Source organism: Bradyrhizobium sp. TM102, from assembly GCF_009176685.1.
GTDB lineage: Bacteria > Pseudomonadota > Alphaproteobacteria > Rhizobiales > Xanthobacteraceae > Bradyrhizobium > Bradyrhizobium ottawaense.
In genome coordinates this window covers 5,995,488-6,012,145 of record NZ_AP021855.1, presented here as the reverse complement: position 1 = coordinate 6,012,145, position 16,658 = coordinate 5,995,488, and the positions used below count along the sequence as shown (strand labels likewise).

Genomic DNA, 16,658 nt, shown 5'->3' with positions numbered 1-16,658 from the left:
GGCGATAGCCATATGGATCATCTTTCTGGATACGCGCGCAGGCCATTTGCCTTTGTCTTGCGCTATCTTCGGATGCGAATGGCATCGCATCTGGTGATCCTGGCCGCGGTCGTTGCGGCGGTTGCCTGCTCCGTAGGCACCCAATACGGGGTCAAATCCCTTGTCGACGCCTTGTCTGCGGGTCCTTCGCAAGGCGGCGGCGTATGGCTGGCATTCATTTTACTCATGTCGCTGATCGCCGCTGACAACTTCCTGTGGCGGATCGCGAGCTGGACGGCGAGCTTCACCTTCGTTCGTGTCACGGGAGACTTACGACGTGACATATTTCGTCATCTGACCGGACACGCGCCGAGCTACTTCTCGGACCGGATGCCCGGCATGCTGACGAGCCGTATCACCGCGACGTCGAACGCGGTGTTCACGGTTGAGAACATGTTCGTCTGGAACGTTTTGCCGCCCTGCATTGCCACAATTGCGGCAATCGCCCTGATTGGAACCGTCAGTCCTTACATGGCGCTTGGCCTGATCGTGATTGCCGGCGGCATGGTGGTTGCGATGTTCCGCCTCGCCGCCGCGGGCAAGCCGCTGCATGACGATTTCGCCGACAAGGCCGCCGTCGTCGACGGCGAGATGATCGACGTCATCAGCAACATGCCCCTGGTGCGGGCCTTCTGCGGTATCGGCCACGAGCACGAGCGGTTCGACGCGACCGTGAGCCGGGAACTGACCGCGCGAAGCCGCAGCCTGCGTTATCTGGAAAAGCTGCGGCTGCTGCATGCCGCTGTGACCGTGCTTCTGACGATCGCGCTGATGGCCTGGGCGGTCACGCTCTGGCAGCAGGGCGAGGCGACCACCGGCGACGTGGTGCTGGTCTGTACGCTCGGTATCTCCATCCTGAGCGCGACGCGCGACCTTGCGGTGGCGCTGGTCGACGTAACCCAGCACGTTGCGCGGCTGACCGAGGCGATCGCCACGCTGCTGGTGCCGCACGAATTGCGTGATCATCCCGAGGCGGAGCCCCTGGTCAAGAGCGGCGCCGCGATCGCGTACAATAACGTCACCTTCGGCTATCCCGGCGGCGAGAAGATCTTCGAGCGCTTCAGCCTGCGGCTCCAGCCCGGCCAGCGCGTCGGCCTGGTCGGCCAATCCGGCGGCGGCAAGTCCACACTGTTCACGCTGCTGCAGCGCTTCTACGATACCGACGAGGGCAGCATCACGATCGACGGCCAGGACATTTCGAAGGTCACGCAGCAGAGCCTGCGCGAGGCGATCTCCGTGGTGCCCCAGGACATTTCCCTGTTCCACCGTTCCATCCGCGAGAATATCCGCTATGGTCGGCCGAATGCGACCGATGACGAAGTGCTGCGCGCGGCGATCGCAGCACGCTGCGATTTCGTCGAGAGCCTGCCCGATGGCCTCGACACCATGGTCGGCGACCGCGGCGTCAAGATGTCCGGCGGCCAGCGCCAGCGCATCGCGATCGCGCGCGCCTTCCTGAAGGATGCGCCGATCCTGCTGCTGGACGAGGCGACCGCCGCGCTCGACAGCGAGTCCGAGGAAGCGATCCGCGAGGCACTGTCGCGCCTTATGCGCGGCCGGACCGTCATCGCGATCGCGCACCGGTTGGCGACGCTGCGCAATTTCGACCGCGTGGTGGTGCTGAAGCATGGTAAGATCATCGAGGACGGCTCGCCGGAGCGTCTGATGCAGGGCCACGGGCCATATCGTGAGCTGGTCACGCGGGAAATGAGCCGGCTCGCGCAAGCCGCCGCGTAAACCCACAGTCGCGTTCTCGAGTCGGTTGCGTTTCGAAACAAGCGCAGGGGAGCAGCTCATGTCGGCCGAAGCCGTAGCCCAATTCGTCTCCGTGACGCGCACCTCCGAACAGGTTGCGGAACAGCCTTTCTACATTCCCATGACCGGGCCGTCGGCCCGGCCGCGGCGGTCCCTAAAGCACGACGACACCTTCATCGTGCTCGACAGCCATGGCGACATCGGCGCCTCCGCCGGCGGGCCGGACGGTCTGTTTCACTACGACACCCGCTATCTGGCGCGGCTGGAGCTCGTGCTCGACGACCTCCAGCCGCTGCTGCTCGGCTCCAATCTGCGCGACGATAATTCGTCGCTCACCGTCGATCTCACCAATCCCGACATCTACCGTCAGGGCCGCCTCGTCTTCCAGAAGGACCTGCTGCACATCGTGCGCACGATCTTCCTGTGGCGCGGCACGGCCTATCAGCGCATCGGCGTGCAGAACCACGGCGACGGGCGGGCCAGTTTCGAGCTGACGTTGCTGTTCGACAACGATTTTGCCGATCTGTTCGAGGTCCGCGGCGAGCGCCGCCCGCGCCGCGGGACCGGCACGAGCAAATTGCTCGGGCCGACCGACGTCCTGTTCGAATATCGCGGCCTCGACGACACCGAGCGCACCACCGGCCTGCATTTCGACCCGCGTCCGACGCGGCTGTCGGTGAATGCCGCGACCTGGCAGATCGAGCTGGACCCGCATGAATCCAAATCGCTGTTCGTCGCCGTATCCTGCAACCGGCCGGTCGCGGAGAAGCCCGCACGCTTCTTCAGGGGCCTGCTCGCCCATCGCCGCGAGATGCGCCGGTCCACGATGGGCGCCGCCAGCATCGAGACCTCGAACAACATCTTCAACGAGGTGCTGTGCCAGGCCATGGCCGACCTCAACATGCTGATGACGGAGACGCCGCAGGGGCGTTATCCCTATGCCGGCATTCCCTGGTACTCGACGACGTTCGGCCGAGATGGCCTGATCACCGCGCTCCAGATGCTGTGGGTCGATCCGCGCGTCGCCAAGGGCGTGTTGCGCCGGCTCGCGCATTTCCAGGCCAAGGCGACAGATCCGCTCGCCGATGCCGCGCCCGGCAAGATCCTGCATGAGATGCGCGGCGGCGAGATGGCGGCGCTGCGCGAGGTGCCGTTCGCGCAATATTATGGCAGCGTCGATTCGACCGCGCTGTTCGTGCTGCTCGCCGGGAGCTATTTCGAGCGGACCGGGGACGAGAAGACCTTGATCGAGCTATGGCCGGCGATCGAGGCGGGGCTGGCCTGGATCGACGGTCCCGGCGATCCGGACCAGGACGGCTTCGTCGAATACCAGCGCGCGACCGAGAAAGGGCTCGCCAACCAGGGCTGGAAGGACTCGTACGATGCGATCTTCCATGCCGACGGCCAGCTTGCGGAAGGCAATATCGCGCTCGCCGAAGTCCAGGGCTACGTCTACGCAGCCAAGCTGCTCGCTGCGCGTTGCGCGCTGAGGCTCGGCAAGCCGGACCGTGCGCGTAAGCTCGAGGCCGAAGCCAGGACGCTGGCTGAGCGCTTCGAGAAGGCGTTCTGGTGCGAGGAGCTCGGCAGCTACGCTCCCGCCCTCGACGGCAAGAAGCGGCCCTGCAAGGTGCGGACCTCGAACGCCGGACAGGTGCTGTTCAGCGGCATGATCCGCGAGGACCGTGCCCGCCTCGTCGCCGCCGATTTGATGCGGCCGCATTTCTTCTCGGGTTGGGGCATTCGTACGGTCGCTGTCGGTGAAGTGCGCTACAACCCGATGTCCTATCATGACGGGTCGATCTGGCCGCACGACAACGCGCTGATCGCGCTCGGGCTCGCGCGCTACGGCCTCAAGCATTCGGTCGCGCATGTCTTCAAGGGGCTGTTCGACGCCGCCACCTATATGGACCTGCGCCGGTTGCCCGAATTGTTCTGCGGCTTCCGGCGCGAGAAGCGCCGTGGCCCGACGCTCTATCCGGTCGCCTGCGCGCCGCAGGCCTGGGCCAGCGCGACGCCGTTCACGCTGCTGGAGGCGGCGCTCGGCATCGAGTTCGACGTGGCGCGCAGCGAGATTCGCCTGCGCAACCCGCATCTGCCGGCGTTCCTCAACGAGGTGATCCTGCGCGATCTCAGGCTCGGCGAATCCAGTGTCGATCTTCGTGTCAGCCGACACGGCGACGACGTGGCGCTGGAAGTCTTGCGCACGCGCGGCCAGATCCAGGTGTCGATCGTGCTGGCGCGCTAGCGGCGCGCAGGGAGAGTGTCATGCGTGCGATCGGAGCGTTGATCCTTGGCATAGCCATCGTCGCGGGCCTGGCGGTGGCCACGTCGCGCGCCGCAGAGGAGCCGCCTGCAGGGCAGAGCGAGGCGAAAGCGCCGACGGCAGCGTCGCCGACCTCGGCCGTCCCGGTCACGCCGAAGGACGCCGCGCCGCCGCCGTCGGTGACCATCATCGGCGCGAGCGAGGCCCATGGCGTGCTCGGCCGCGACGTGCGTAGCGCCGCGGATGAGGACATGGGTCGCATCGTCGACGTCATCGTCGACCGCGGCGGCCATGTCCGCGCCGCGGCCATCGATTTCGGCGGATTTCTCGGGGTCGGCAGCCGCAAGATCGTGGTGGATTGGAACGCATTGCGCTTCGGCAAGATTGCCAACAAGAAGGACAGCATCACGCTGGAACTGACCAAGGCGCAGGTCGCGGCCGCGCCGGAATACAAGGAAGACACGCCGATCGTCGTGCTCGGCGCGTCCGGCAGCCTTCAACCGCTGCAAGCGATCCAGTGAGGTGCCGGGAGGGCTGACCGCCTGTGCTGTTGTCGAGGAAGCCGAACCATGCGGATCGTGACGGCCGCGCCGAGCAGGACAACGTCACCGCGCCATCGGCCGCGGGCATTCCTGCGCCGTCGCGCCAGAGCCTGCGTGGCCTCGACTGGTTCATCTTCTTCCTCGCCGACGTGCAGACCGGATTCGGTCCCTTCATCGCAGTCTATCTGACGACCCAGAAATGGACCCAGGTCGAGATCGGCCTCGTGCTGTCGATCGGCGGTATCGTCGCGTTGATCGGGCAGATGCCGGGCGGGGCGATCATCGATGCCGCCAAATCGGAGCGACTGGTCGCCGCCCTTGCGATCGCCACCATCGGCGCTTGCGCGCTGGCCTATGCCGCGATGCCGATCTTTCCGGTGGTGGTGGCCGCGGCCACCCTGCATGCGGCGGCGAGCTGCGTGCTGGGGCCGGCGATTGCGGCGATCAGCCTTGGCCTCGTCGGCCCGCTCGCGATCGGCGAGCGGCTCGGCCGCAACGCGCGCTTTGCCTCGCTCGGCAACGGCGTAGCGGCGGCGGTGATGGGCACCGCGGGCTATCTGCTGTCGAGCCGCTCGGTCTTCCTGGTCACATTCCTACTCGCGATTCCGACCCTGATCGCCCTCTCGCGCATCCGCGAGCACGAGGTCGACATTGCGCGCTGCCACGGCGAGATGCCGCGCGAAGCGGCGGACCGTGGCGACACCAATATCTGGCACCTGATCCGGCAGCGGCCGCTCATCGTCTTCGCCCTCAGCGTGCTGTTGTTGCAGCTGGCGAATGCCGCGATGATGCCGCTGATGGCGAGCGCTGTGACGGCGCGGTCCGCCCAATGGGCGACGGTGCTCGTCGCCTTTTGCATCGTCGTTCCGCAAGCGATCGTGGCGCTGCTGTCGCCGACGGTCGGGCGCAAGGCGCAAGCGTGGGGCCGGCGGCCGTTGCTCCTGATCGGATTCGGCGCGCTGACGATTCGCGGCCTGCTGTTTGCGACCGTGCGTGATCCGTATCTGCTGGTCGCAGTGCAGGTGTTCGACGGCCTCACTGCGGCGGTGTTCGCGGTGATGATTCCGCTGATCGTGGCCGATGTCGCCTTCGGCAGCGGCCATTTCAACCTGGCGCAGGGCATCGTCGGCACTGCGATCGGCATCGGCGCGTCCTTAAGCACTGCGCTCGGAGGCTATGTCAGCGACAAGTTCGGCAATGCGACCGCCTTCATCGGGCTGTCCGGCGTTGCCGCGACCGGGCTCTTGCTGATTCTGTTCGTGATGCCGGAGACGCGGCGCACGGCATGATTCGAGGCCCAAAGAAAATGGCCGGCCGAAACGCGTTCGGCCGGCCAAGTGGGTAGGGAGGAGGAAGATCAGGCGTCGAGATGTTGCAGGCGCTGGCGGTTGCGCAGCACGATCTGGCGGGCGCCGGAGAAGCCCAGAATCCCCTGGGCGTGAAGCAGCGACAGCGCGCGCGACACGGTTTCGAGGGTGAGGCCGAGATAGTCGCCGATGTCGCGGCGGCACATCGGCAGCGCCATCATGCCGGCAACGGCGAGGCGGCGGTCCATTTCGAGCAGGAAGGTCGCAACGCGCTCCATCGCGGTCTTGCGGCCCAGCAGCAGCATGTGATCCTCGGCATGGCGCAGCTCCGAGGCGGTCATGGCCCAGAGCTTGCGGGCGACCTGGACGTCGGTGCCGGCGGCCTTCTCGAGGCTGGCGCGCTTCACGAGGCGCACGGTGGTGTCGATGATGGCTTCGGCAGCAAGGCGGTGAGCCGGACCGGATTCGAGGCCGAACACGTCGCCGGGAAGATGGAAGGCGCCGATCTGGCGGCGGCCGTCGGACAGGAGCTTGTAGCTGCTCACTGCGCCGGACACGACCTGGTAGACATATTCGGCCGGCTCGTCCTCGCCATAGATCTCCTCGTCCTTGCGGTAGGAGAACTCGGTGGCGACGAGGCCGACATGGCCGGTGATGGCGCCGAACTGGTCGGTAACGGGATGGCCTGGGGCGATCTTGCCAACAATCTGGGTGTTGATCGCCTGGGTGTTGAGGGTCTGGGTGAGCATCTGCGCCATCTCCGTTGTGATGACGCTTTGGTACGCGGTATCGGGGGCTTCGAAAATTTCGAGCGATATCTTAAGGGGGTCTACCTACGTAGAATCCCGTAGGTCACGCGCGGGGGCGGTCCTGAATGGCCCGGCGGATGCGCTTGATCAGGTTTTCGTCGAGAAGCGGCTTCAAAACCACGTCTTTGACGCCCGCCGCGGCCGCCCGGGTCGAGATGTTCTCGTCCGGATAGCCGGTGATCAGGATCACGGGGGCGCCGCGGTCGGCCTCGCGCAGGCGGCCCGCCAACTCGATGCCGTTGATGTCGGGCATCTTGTAGTCGATCACGTAGCAGTCCGCCCCGCGCGCGCCGCCGGCGTTGAGCAGCGCGGTGCCGCTCCTGAAGGTCCGCACGGCAAAGCCGTCGGTTTCCAGCAGGAACCGCAGAGAGCCCAGGACGGCGGCATCATCATCGACCACGTAGACGGTGGGGAGCGCTGAGGACGACGGCCGCTCATGATGTGAACCGACCTCGATCATGCTGCTTGGCTAGCACGGCGCCGGGAAGGGGCCTTGACTTGCCTCAATCCCGTTTGCCCCTATCCGACTTGCCTCAATCGTTGAGCATGCCGGCGCGCATTGCGAGGCGGACCAGCTCCGACAGGCTGTTGGCCTGCATCTTGGTCATGACGTTGGCGCGGTAGACCTCGATGGTGCGCGGGCTGATGTCGTATTCGCGGGCGATCAGCTTGTTGGACAGGCCCGCGATCAGCCCCTCCATGACTTGGCGCTCCCGGGGACTCAAGGAGGCGACGCGGGCGGCGATGTCCTGCGTGACGGCCTCGCTCCTGGCGGCGGGCTCGGCCTGGCGGATCGCCGATTCGATCATCGTGGTGAGGCGGTCGTCCTCGAACGGCTTTTCCAGGAAGTCGACCGCCCCCAGCTTCATCGCCTCGACTGCGAGCGGCACGTCGCCATGACCGGTCATGATCAGGATCGGAAACGGGCTTTGCTGCGCCTTCATCCGCTTGAGCAGCTCGATCCCGTCGAGTCCCGGCATGCGCACGTCGGAGACGACGCAGCCGAAGGCGAGGCCGGGCAGGGCGTCGATGAAGCTCTGCGCACTGTCGAACAGCGTGACGCCGAAGCCGGCGGAATCCAGCAGGAAGTTCAGCGAATCCCGCATCGCCGCATCGTCGTCGATGACGTAGACATGTCCCTTGGTCGTCATGAATCGGTTCTCGTCAGTCAGTTCTCGGCGGTCGCCGGCAAGGTGAAGCGGAATGTCGCGCCGCCCGATGCATTGCTCTCGGCCCACATGCGGCCGCCGTGAGCCTCGATGATCGAGCGGCTGATGGACAGTCCCACGCCCATGCCGGTTTCCTTGGTGGTGAAGAAGGTTTGAAACAGGTTTGGAATGACGTCGCCCTGGAAGCCGGAGCCGGTGTCGGAGACCTCCACCTCGATCATGTCGTCGGCGACGCGGGTGTTGGCGACGACGAGCTCGCGGCGCGGCGACTGCGCCATCGCCTCCAGCGCGTTGCGGAACAGATTGACCAGCACCTGCTGGATCTGCACCCGGTCGGCGAGGACGAGATCGGCGTCGGGATCGAGGCTGAAGCGGAGCTGTACGTTCTGCTCGCGCGCGCCGGCAAGCCCGAGCGCGCCGGCCTCCTCGATCAGCTTGGACAGGCTCTCGACCCGCTTCTCCGACTCGCCGCGCGAGACGAAGTCGCGCAGGCGCCGGATGATCTGGCCGGCGCGCAAGGCCTGCTCCGCCGCGCGATCCAGCGCGCTTTCGATCTTCGGCGTGTTCGCGTCGGTGCTGCCGGCGAGCAGCCGCCGCGATCCCTTCATGTAGTTGCTGATCGCGGCCAGTGGCTGATTGAGCTCGTGGGCGAGCGCGGAGGCCATTTCGCCCATCGCAGTCAGTCGCGAGACGTGGACGAGCTCGGATTGCAATTCCTGGAGCCGGGCCTGGGTCTGCTGGTGCTCGGTGAGGTCGCGGACGAATCCGGTGAAATAGGGCTCGCCGGCGGATTCCATCTCTCCGATCGACAGGTGCATCGGAAATGTCGTGCCGTCGCGGCGCTTGCCGGTCACGATGCGGCCGATGCCGATGATGTGCGGATCGTTCGTGGAGCGGTAGCGGGCGATGTAGCCGTCGTGGCGGGTGCGATCAGGCTCCGGCATCAGAATGCTGACGTTCTGACCGATCGCCTCGTGCTCGGACCAGCCGAACAGGCGCTCCGCAGCCGTGCTGAACAGCTGCATGATGCCGTGGCCGTCGATGACGATCATGGCGTCGGGAATAGTATGAAGAATCGAGCGGAGGTGGGTCTCGCGCGTGCGCAGCGCCTCCTCCACCTGCTTTTCCTCGTCGATGTCGAGAAAGATGCCGCTGAGATGACGCGCCGTGCCGGCTTCGTCCCGAATGAGTCCGGCTCGGGCGCGAATCCATTGCCCGTTGCCTGAGGGGTGCGCGACCTTGAAAGACACGTCAAAGCTGCCGCCACGCTCGGAAACGCGCTTGATTGCGCTCTCGACCCGCTCCCTATCGGTCGGTTGAAGCCGCGACAGGAAGAGATCGTAGCTCGCCGGCTGACCCGGTTCGGCGCCGAGCAGAGCCCTGGCGGTATCGGACCAGTCCAATTCCCGTGTCGCGAGGTCGAGGTCCCAGGTGCCGACGCCGAACCCCTCGATCCGAACGCGAAATCGTTCGCCCCGACCGTCGTCCTGCGAGTGCGTTACGCGGGTCGGCGACAAATGATGCTCCTCATCCTGATGCGGCGGCTCCGGACGCGGTTACCGCTCCCCTAATGTCGCCTAAGGCCGGGCCGGAGGCAAGTTCTGTCGGTTTGCCGATTGACGGCAAGTCGAGCGCCGGCGCCCTCCTTGATCTATCTCATCCCGATGTGCGGAGGCAGGCGTAAATTTCACCAAAGTCTTTGCACTGGAGAATTCCGATGACATACGCGACGGTGATGGTCAGCCTGGCGCTCGACCAGTCCAACGAAGCGCGTCTTCAGGTCGCGGGCGAGCTCGCCGAACGATTCGAGGCTGATATCGTCGGGGTCGCCGCGGCCCAGTTCGCGCCGCCGCTCTATTTCACCGACGGCGCCGAGGCGCAAGCGCTGATCGACGAGGGCGAAGCTTCGGTCAAGCGGCGGCTGGCTGGCCTCGAGGCGCAGTTCCGCGCCGCCACCAGGAATCGCGGCGGATATGCGGAGTGGCGCAGCGCCATGGACTTTCCGGCGCGATTCGTCCTGGCGCAGGCGCGCTGCGCCGACATCGTGGTCAGCGGCGGGCAGAGCCCGGCCTTCTCCGATGCGTTCGCGCTCGCGAGCCCCAAGGACCTGGTGATGCAGGCCGGCCGTCCGCTTCTCGTCGTCCCCGATCGGGTCAATTGGCTCGATCTGCGGAATGTGCTGGTGGCGTGGAAGGACACGCCGGAGGCCCGGCGGGCCGTGTCCGACGCGCTGCCGATGCTGCGCAAGGCGAGGGACGTCACCATCACCACAATTCCGGAGCGCGACGACGACCGTTCGGTCGTGATGGCCGGCGTCACCGACGTTGCCGCCTGGCTCGCCCGCCACGGCGTCACCGCGACCGCGCGCATCTACGAAGGCGCCCGGAACGAAACCGCCGCCGCGCAATTGGAGAAAGTCGCCGGCGACGTCGATGCCGGCCTGATCGTTGCGGGCGCCTATGGTCATTCGAGATTTCGTGAACTGATCCTGGGAGGCGTCACCCAATATCTGGTCACGCAGACCGCCCGCAGCGTGCTGCTGTCGCACTGACGGCCGGCCAGAATCGAATCGAGGAGGACGCGCCGTGTACAGATTTCTTGAACAAACCGTCGACGGCTACATGACGCGCAACGTCAAGGCGGTGCAGCGCGACCGTGACCTGCTCGAGCTCAGCGAGATGTTCGAGACCGATGATTTCAACTCCTATCCGGTCGAGGACGACGGGCAGGTGGTCGGCATCGTCACCAAATTCGACATCCTGAAGTGCTTCGCCTTCACGCCGAGCCAGATGCTGCCCCGCTATCACGACCTGATGAGCCGCAAGATCGGCGACGTCATGACGCCCGAGTTCATCTATGTCAGCCCCGACACGCGGCTGACGCGCGTGCTCCAGATCATGGTGGAGCACCGCATCAGGAGCATCATCGTGCTCGACGGTGCGCAGAAGCTGGTCGGAATCATCGCCCGCGAGGATGTCATCGCGGCGCTGAAGGCGACCGCGCGCGACTGACGGACTATCCCTGATCGATTTCATTGTCGCCTCCGTGATTATACGGAGGCTATTCCCGTTTGCGCGTCACGCCGGGTGCTCGCGGGTCGAGATTTCAAGGGGAACCAAAAGGATCATCGCCGGCTACGTAGAACTTAAATGCCTGTCTTGATTTCAATCAATTCCGAGTGAGGGTGAATGTGGTTTCTGGCGCTGTGTTCTTTCAGAGAGAATCCGCATGAGCCAGCCCTCCATTTCCAAATCCATGTCCATCGGTGAAAGCGGCCTGGCTGTCGTGTTCGCAGTCACCGCCTTCCTCTGCGTGATCGCCTCGGCCAAGGCGCTGGATGCGCCGTTCGCCTTCCATGCCGCGCTCAGTGCGGCAGCGAGCCTTGCCGCAGTGTTCGTCATCGTCAATCGCTACCTCGACCGGCCGGCTACGCTGCCGCCGGCGGAGATCAACGGCCGCCCCAACTACAACATGGGGCCGATCAAGTTCACCGCCTTCATGGCGATGTTCTGGGGCATCGCGGGCTTCCTCGTCGGCCTCATCATCGCCTCTCAGCTGGCCTGGCCCGCGCTGAATTTCGATCTGCCCTGGACCAGCTTCGGCCGGCTGCGGCCGCTGCACACCTCCGCCGTGATCTTCGCCTTCGGCGGCAATGTGCTGATCGGCACATCGTTCTACGTGGTGCAGAAGTCCTGCCGCGCGCGCCTCGCCGGCGACCTCGCGCCCTGGTTCGTCGTGGTGGGCTACAATTTCTTCATTCTCGTCGCCGGCACCGGCTATCTGCTCGGCGTCACCCAGTCGAAGGAATATGCCGAGCCGGAATGGTATGCCGATTTGTGGCTGACGATCGTCTGGGTGACCTATCTGCTCGTCTTCCTCGGCACGGTCATCAAGCGCAAGGAACCGCACATCTTCGTCGCGAACTGGTTCTATCTCGCCTTCATCGTGACGATCGCGGTGCTGCATCTCGGCAACAACCCGGCGCTTCCCGTCTCGGTGTTCGGCTCGAAGTCCTACGTCGCCTGGGGCGGCATCCAGGACGCCATGTTCCAGTGGTGGTACGGCCACAACGCGGTCGGCTTCTTCCTGACCGCCGGCTTCCTCGCCATCATGTACTACTTCATCCCGAAACGCGCCGAACGGCCGATCTATTCCTACCGGCTGTCGATCATCCACTTCTGGGCACTGATCTTCCTCTACATCTGGGCAGGTCCCCACCATCTGCACTACACGGCGCTGCCCGACTGGACGCAGACGCTCGGCATGACCTTCTCGATCATGCTGTGGATGCCCTCCTGGGGTGGCATGATCAACGGTCTGATGACGCTGTCGGGTGCCTGGGACAAGCTGCGCACCGATCCCGTGCTGCGCATGCTCGTCGTCTCCGTCGCCTTCTACGGCATGTCGACCTTCGAAGGTCCGATGATGTCGATCAAGGTGGTCAACTCGCTCAGCCACTACACCGACTGGACCATCGGCCACGTGCACTCCGGCGCGCTCGGCTGGGTCGGCTTCGTGTCCTTCGGCGCGCTCTACTGCCTGGTGCCGTGGGCCTGGAATCGCAAGGGGCTCTACAGCCTGAAGCTCGTCAACTGGCACTTCTGGGTCGCGACCCTCGGTATCGTCCTCTACATCTCGGCGATGTGGGTGTCCGGCATCCTCCAGGGTCTGATGTGGCGCGCCTACACTTCGCTCGGCTTCCTCGAATATTCCTTCATCGAGACGGTCGAGGCGATGCATCCCTTCTACATCATCCGCGCCGCCGGCGGCGGGCTGTTCCTGATCGGCTCGTTGATCATGGCCTATAACCTCTGGATGACCGTTCGCGTCGGCGAGGCGGAAGTCCAGATGCCCGTCGCTCTTCAGCCGGCGGAATGAGGAGCTCCACCATGTCGTTCTGGACACGCCACCAAATCTTCGAAAAGAACTCGATCATCCTGATCGTCGGCATCCTGCTGGTGATCGCGATCGGCGGTCTCGTCGAGATCACCCCGCTGTTCTACCTCAAGAGCACGATCGAGAAGGTCGACGGGGTCAGGCCCTACACGCCGCTGGAGCTGGCGGGCCGCAACGTCTACGTTCGCGAGGGCTGCTATCTCTGTCACTCGCAGATGGTCCGCCCGCTGCGCGACGAGGTCGAGCGCTACGGCCACTTCTCGCTCGCCGCCGAGAGCATGTACGACCATCCGTTCCAGTGGGGCTCGAAGCGCACCGGTCCAGACCTTGCCCGAGTTGGCGCAAAGTATTCCGACGACTGGCACGTCACCCATCTGACCAACCCGCGCGCGATCGTGCCGCAGTCGGTGATGCCGGGCTATCCGTTCCTCAGCCAGACCGAGGTCGACCCGGACACGATCGCCGACCACATGCGCACGCTGAAGGCCGTCGGCACGCCGTACACGGACGACCAGATCGCCAACGCGGGCGCCGACATGAAGGCCCAGGCCGACCCGGACAATTCCGGCGGCGACGCCTTCAACAAGCGCTACGCCAAAGCCGTCGTGCGCAATTTCGACGGCAAGGCCGGCACGCCGACCGAGATGGACGCGCTGGTTGCGTACCTGCAGATGCTCGGCACGCTGGTCGACTTCAAGATCTACAACGAGAAAGCCAATCTTCGCTGAGAAGGCATGAACGATGAAAGCTATCCTGTCAGTCCATAATCTAGCGTCCGAGCTCGTGACGACGATCTGGACCCCGGTGTTCGTCGCGATCTTTCTCGCGATCATCGCCTACGCATTTTGGCCCCGTAACAAGGCTGTCTTCGACGAAGCAGCGCACCTGCCGTTGCGGGAGGAGTGAGAGACCATGACCGATCATCATAGCGACATCGATTCCGTCTCCGGCAAGTCCACGACCGGACACGAGTGGGACGGTATCAAGGAGCTCAACACACCGCTGCCGCGCTGGTGGGTGATCTCGTTCTACCTCACCATCATCTGGTCGATCGGCTACTGGATCGTCTATCCGGCCTGGCCGCTGATCCAAAGCAATACTACGGGCATGTTCGGCTACTCCTCGCGCGCCGACGTCGCGGTCGAGCTCGCCAACCTCGAGAAGATCCGCGGTGACAAGATGGCGGCGCTGGGCGCAGCCTCGCTCGCCGACATCGAGAAGGATCCGGCCTTGCTGGCGCTCGCCCGCGCCAAGGGCAAGACCGTGTTCGGCGACAATTGCGCGCCCTGCCACGGCTCCGGCGCCGCCGGCGCCAAGGGCTATCCGAACCTGAACGACGACGACTGGCTGTGGGGCGGCACGCTCGACCAGATCATGCAGACCATCCAGTTCGGCGCGCGCTCCGGTCATGCCAAGACCCATGAGGGCCAGATGCTCGCCTTCGGCAAGGACGGTGTGCTGAAGTCCGACGAGATCGTCACGGTCGCCAACTACGTGCGGTCGCTGGCGGGCCTTTCGACCCGTAACGGCTTCGATGCCGCCAAGGGCGAGAAGATCTTTGCGGAGAATTGCGTCGCCTGCCACGGCGACGGCGGCAAGGGCAACCAGGAGATGGGGGCCCCGAACCTGACCGACAAGATCTGGCTCTACGGCTCCGACGAGGCGGCCCTGATCGAGACCATCAGCCAGGGCCGTGCCGGCGTCATGCCGGCCTGGGAAGGGCGGCTCGATCCCGCCACCATCAAGGCAATGGCGGTCTACGTTCATTCGCTGGGCGGTGGAAAATAGCAGATCTCGCTGCAGACGGGGGTGAACAAAAGTGCCCCCGTTTGAGCTGGATCAACTGACGCGGCGGTGTCGGGTCTAGGTTCAATCGCACCTTTTCGAGAAGCTCCAGGCGATGAACAAGACCGTGAACCCCAAAGACCTCACATTGGATGATGACAACGGGCCGCTCTACGCAGCCCACAAGAAGGTCTATCCCCAGAGCGTCTCCGGCACGTTCCGCCGGATCAAATGGAGCCTGATGGCGATCTGCCTCGGCGTCTATTATTTCCTGCCGTTCGTGCGCTGGAACCGCGGCCTCGGCGCCCCCAGCCAGGCGGTGCTGATCGATCTTCCCAACAGCCGCTTCTACTTCTTCTTCATCGAGCTGTGGCCGCAGGAGGTCTACTACTTCACCGGCCTGTTGATCGTGGCCGCGGTGGCGCTATTCCTGATGAACTCGGTCGGCGGCCGCATCTGGTGCGGCTATCTCTGTCCGCAGACGGTGTGGACCGACCTGTTCTATGCCGTCGAGCGTCTGATCGAAGGTGACCGGCGCGAGCGGATGAAGAAGGACAAATCGTCCGACCCGCTGAAGCTCGAGCGGATCTCCGAGATCGTGCTCAAGCATTCGATCTGGCTCATGATCGCCTGGTGGACCGGTGGCGCCTGGGTGCTCTACTTCAACGACGCACCGACCCTGGTGAAGGAGCTCGTCACCTTCCAGGGGCCGATGATCGCCTATATCTGGATCGGCATTCTCACGGCCTCGACCTATCTGCTCGCCGGCTACATGCGCGAGCAGGTCTGCACCTATATGTGCCCGTGGCCGCGCATCCAGGCCGCGCTCACCGACGAATGGGCGCTGAACGTCACCTACCGCTACGACCGCGGCGAGAAGCGTACCTCGGTCAAGAAGGCCGCCGAGCTGCGCGCGCTCGGCGAGCAGGTTGGCGATTGCGTCGATTGCTACCAGTGCGTCGCGGTTTGCCCGACCGGAATCGACATTCGCAACGGACCGCAGATGGAATGCATCCAGTGCGGCCTTTGCATCGACGCCTGCGACAACGTGATGACGAAGATCGGCCGGCCGAAGCGCTTGATCGGCTACGACAACGACATCAACATCCATCGACGCCAGGAGGGCAAGGCGCCGATCTACCGGATCGTCCGGGCACGCACCATCGTCTACAGCGCGATCATCGCGGCGATCGGCGGCTTCATGGTCTATACGCTCGCGACCCGCAGCCTGCTCGACGTCAACGTGCTGCATGACCGCAATCCGGTCGCGGTCAAGCTCAGCGACGGCTCGATCCGCAACGCCTATACGGTGCGGCTGCTGAACAAGAGCGGCTACGACCGCGCCATCGCCATCGACGTGGAGGGGCCAGCCAATCCCACGATGCACGTCGTCGGCGTCGATTCGGTGACGCCGGATCGGCCGATCATCGTGATCCCGCGCGACTCCACCAGCGAGCTGCGGTTGCTCGTCACCGCGCCGGCCGAAAACAATCCGGAGAAGTCGATTCCGGTCCGCTTCCACGTCATGGATATCGGACTGGGTGTCGCCGCGAGCGCCACCGACAATTTCGTCGCGCCGTAAATCCAGGAGACCGTCATGTCATCCAAGCCGCTGACCGGAACCAAGGTCTTCCTGATGCTGGTCGCCTTCTTCGGCCTCGTGATCGGCGTCAACGTCACGATGATGAAGCTGGCGATCGCGACGCTGCCCGGCACCGAGGTCGACAGCCCCTATGCCGCGGGCCTGACCTACGACCGCGAGATTTCGGCGGCGCAGGACCAGGCCGCGCGCAAATGGAAGGTCAACGCCCATATCGAACGCCGCAACGACGGCGGCGCGGTGGTTCAGGTCGAGGCGCGCGATGCCGGCGGCCAGCCGATCGCCGGACTGAAATTCGGCGGCCGGCTGGAGCGGCCGACTGACAAGCGCGCCGATTTCGCCGTCGAGCTCACCGAAGCCGGCATCGGCCTCTATCGCGGCGATGCCGCGTCCGTCGCGCCGGGCCAGTGGGACCTGGTGATCGAGGGCGAGGCGCGGGGAACGCGCGTGTTCCTGTCGCGCAACCGCGTGATCCTGAACTGAAGGACTTCGA

Annotated in this window: 16 protein-coding genes; 12 read left to right on the top strand and 4 right to left on the bottom strand. The window is 64.8% G+C overall.

The window, feature by feature from the left end:
* The first annotated feature begins 12 nt into the window (after positions 1–12).
* Genes GDN70_RS28500 through GDN70_RS28485 form a run of 4 tightly spaced genes read left to right on the top strand, consistent with a single transcriptional unit; the run spans position 13 to position 5,888 of the window.
* Positions 13–1,776, top strand: a complete 1,764-nt coding sequence (locus tag GDN70_RS28500) for an ABC transporter ATP-binding protein (RefSeq protein ID WP_028143096.1) — start codon at positions 13–15, stop codon at positions 1,774–1,776.
* Between the two features lie 58 nt (positions 1,777–1,834).
* Complete coding sequence (locus GDN70_RS28495; protein ID WP_028143095.1) at positions 1,835–4,039, top strand: amylo-alpha-1,6-glucosidase; 2,205 nt, start codon at positions 1,835–1,837, stop codon at positions 4,037–4,039.
* Between the two features lie 20 nt (positions 4,040–4,059).
* On the top strand, positions 4,060–4,578 hold the full coding sequence (locus tag GDN70_RS28490; RefSeq protein ID WP_028143094.1) for a PRC-barrel domain-containing protein: 519 nt from the start codon (positions 4,060–4,062) through the stop codon (positions 4,576–4,578).
* 23 nt (positions 4,579–4,601) lie between these two features.
* A complete protein-coding gene (locus GDN70_RS28485; RefSeq protein ID WP_028143093.1) occupies positions 4,602–5,888 on the top strand; it encodes an MFS transporter in 1,287 nt (428 codons plus the stop codon).
* 68 nt (positions 5,889–5,956) lie between these two features.
* On the opposite strand, the gene GDN70_RS28480 is transcribed toward GDN70_RS28485, so the two are convergent.
* From GDN70_RS28480 to fixL, 4 genes are all read right to left on the bottom strand, one after another.
* Positions 5,957–6,655 carry a helix-turn-helix domain-containing protein gene (locus GDN70_RS28480; protein WP_038946979.1) on the bottom strand — a complete coding sequence of 233 codons (699 nt, stop codon included), beginning with the start codon at positions 6,653–6,655 and terminating at the stop codon, positions 5,957–5,959.
* Positions 6,656–6,758: 103 nt separating this feature from the next.
* On the bottom strand, positions 6,759–7,175 hold the full coding sequence (locus GDN70_RS28475; RefSeq protein ID WP_028143091.1) for a response regulator transcription factor: 417 nt from the start codon (positions 7,173–7,175) through the stop codon (positions 6,759–6,761).
* 73 nt (positions 7,176–7,248) lie between these two features.
* Positions 7,249–7,866: a response regulator FixJ gene (gene fixJ / locus GDN70_RS28470; RefSeq protein ID WP_028143090.1), complete on the bottom strand. Its 618-nt coding sequence runs from the start codon at positions 7,864–7,866 to the stop codon at positions 7,249–7,251.
* A 17-nt stretch (positions 7,867–7,883) separates the two neighbouring features.
* Complete coding sequence (gene fixL / locus GDN70_RS28465) at positions 7,884–9,401, bottom strand: sensor protein FixL (RefSeq protein ID WP_028143089.1); 1,518 nt, start codon at positions 9,399–9,401, stop codon at positions 7,884–7,886.
* 200 nt (positions 9,402–9,601) lie between these two features.
* Here fixL and GDN70_RS28460 point away from each other — a divergent pair, with 200 nt between their 5' ends.
* From GDN70_RS28460 to GDN70_RS28425, 8 genes are all read left to right on the top strand, one after another.
* Positions 9,602–10,435 carry a universal stress protein gene (locus GDN70_RS28460; RefSeq protein WP_028143088.1) on the top strand — a complete coding sequence of 278 codons (834 nt, stop codon included), beginning with the start codon at positions 9,602–9,604 and terminating at the stop codon, positions 10,433–10,435.
* A 34-nt stretch (positions 10,436–10,469) separates the two neighbouring features.
* A complete protein-coding gene (locus GDN70_RS28455; RefSeq protein WP_028143087.1) occupies positions 10,470–10,895 on the top strand; it encodes an HPP family protein in 426 nt (141 codons plus the stop codon).
* A 217-nt stretch (positions 10,896–11,112) separates the two neighbouring features.
* Entirely contained in the window at positions 11,113–12,762 is a 1,650-nt protein-coding gene (ccoN, locus tag GDN70_RS28450) for a cytochrome-c oxidase, cbb3-type subunit I (RefSeq protein WP_028143086.1), read from the top strand.
* 11 nt (positions 12,763–12,773) lie between these two features.
* Positions 12,774–13,508 (top strand): cytochrome-c oxidase, cbb3-type subunit II, encoded by a 735-nt coding sequence (gene ccoO / locus GDN70_RS28445; protein ID WP_018322741.1) that lies wholly within the window; start codon positions 12,774–12,776, stop codon positions 13,506–13,508.
* A 13-nt stretch (positions 13,509–13,521) separates the two neighbouring features.
* Positions 13,522–13,686, top strand: coding sequence for a cbb3-type cytochrome c oxidase subunit 3 (locus GDN70_RS28440; protein ID WP_018322742.1), 165 nt, complete (start codon positions 13,522–13,524; stop codon positions 13,684–13,686).
* Positions 13,687–13,692: 6 nt separating this feature from the next.
* On the top strand, positions 13,693–14,568 hold the full coding sequence (gene ccoP / locus GDN70_RS28435; protein ID WP_028143085.1) for a cytochrome-c oxidase, cbb3-type subunit III: 876 nt from the start codon (positions 13,693–13,695) through the stop codon (positions 14,566–14,568).
* 112 nt (positions 14,569–14,680) lie between these two features.
* The gene (gene ccoG / locus GDN70_RS28430; protein ID WP_028143084.1) at positions 14,681–16,147 is read left to right on the top strand and encodes a cytochrome c oxidase accessory protein CcoG; all 1,467 of its coding nucleotides are present in this window, start codon (positions 14,681–14,683) and stop codon (positions 16,145–16,147) included.
* A gap of 15 nt (positions 16,148–16,162) precedes the next feature.
* Positions 16,163–16,648 carry a FixH family protein gene (locus GDN70_RS28425; RefSeq protein WP_028143083.1) on the top strand — a complete coding sequence of 162 codons (486 nt, stop codon included), beginning with the start codon at positions 16,163–16,165 and terminating at the stop codon, positions 16,646–16,648.
* Positions 16,649–16,658: the final 10 nt, after the last annotated feature.

Bases quoted from the DNA above. Each gene is read 5' to 3' on its own strand.
- GDN70_RS28500 (WP_028143096.1), top strand. From the start codon at position 13: ATGGATCATCTTTCTGGATACGCGCGCAGGCCATTTGCCTTTGTCTTG.
- GDN70_RS28495 (WP_028143095.1), top strand. From the start codon at position 1,835: ATGTCGGCCGAAGCCGTAGCCCAATTCGTCTCCGTGACGCGCACCTCC.
- GDN70_RS28490 (WP_028143094.1), top strand. From the start codon at position 4,060: ATGCGTGCGATCGGAGCGTTGATCCTTGGCATAGCCATCGTCGCGGGC.
- GDN70_RS28480 (WP_038946979.1), bottom strand. From the start codon at position 6,655: ATGCTCACCCAGACCCTCAACACCCAGGCGATCAACACCCAGATTGTT.
- GDN70_RS28475 (WP_028143091.1), bottom strand. From the start codon at position 7,175: ATGATCGAGGTCGGTTCACATCATGAGCGGCCGTCGTCCTCAGCGCTC.
- fixJ (WP_028143090.1), bottom strand. From the start codon at position 7,866: ATGACGACCAAGGGACATGTCTACGTCATCGACGACGATGCGGCGATG.
- GDN70_RS28460 (WP_028143088.1), top strand. From the start codon at position 9,602: ATGACATACGCGACGGTGATGGTCAGCCTGGCGCTCGACCAGTCCAAC.
- ccoN (WP_028143086.1), top strand. From the start codon at position 11,113: ATGAGCCAGCCCTCCATTTCCAAATCCATGTCCATCGGTGAAAGCGGC.
- ccoO (WP_018322741.1), top strand. From the start codon at position 12,774: ATGTCGTTCTGGACACGCCACCAAATCTTCGAAAAGAACTCGATCATC.
- GDN70_RS28440 (WP_018322742.1), top strand. From the start codon at position 13,522: ATGAAAGCTATCCTGTCAGTCCATAATCTAGCGTCCGAGCTCGTGACG.
- ccoP (WP_028143085.1), top strand. From the start codon at position 13,693: ATGACCGATCATCATAGCGACATCGATTCCGTCTCCGGCAAGTCCACG.
- ccoG (WP_028143084.1), top strand. From the start codon at position 14,681: ATGAACAAGACCGTGAACCCCAAAGACCTCACATTGGATGATGACAAC.
- GDN70_RS28425 (WP_028143083.1), top strand. From the start codon at position 16,163: ATGTCATCCAAGCCGCTGACCGGAACCAAGGTCTTCCTGATGCTGGTC.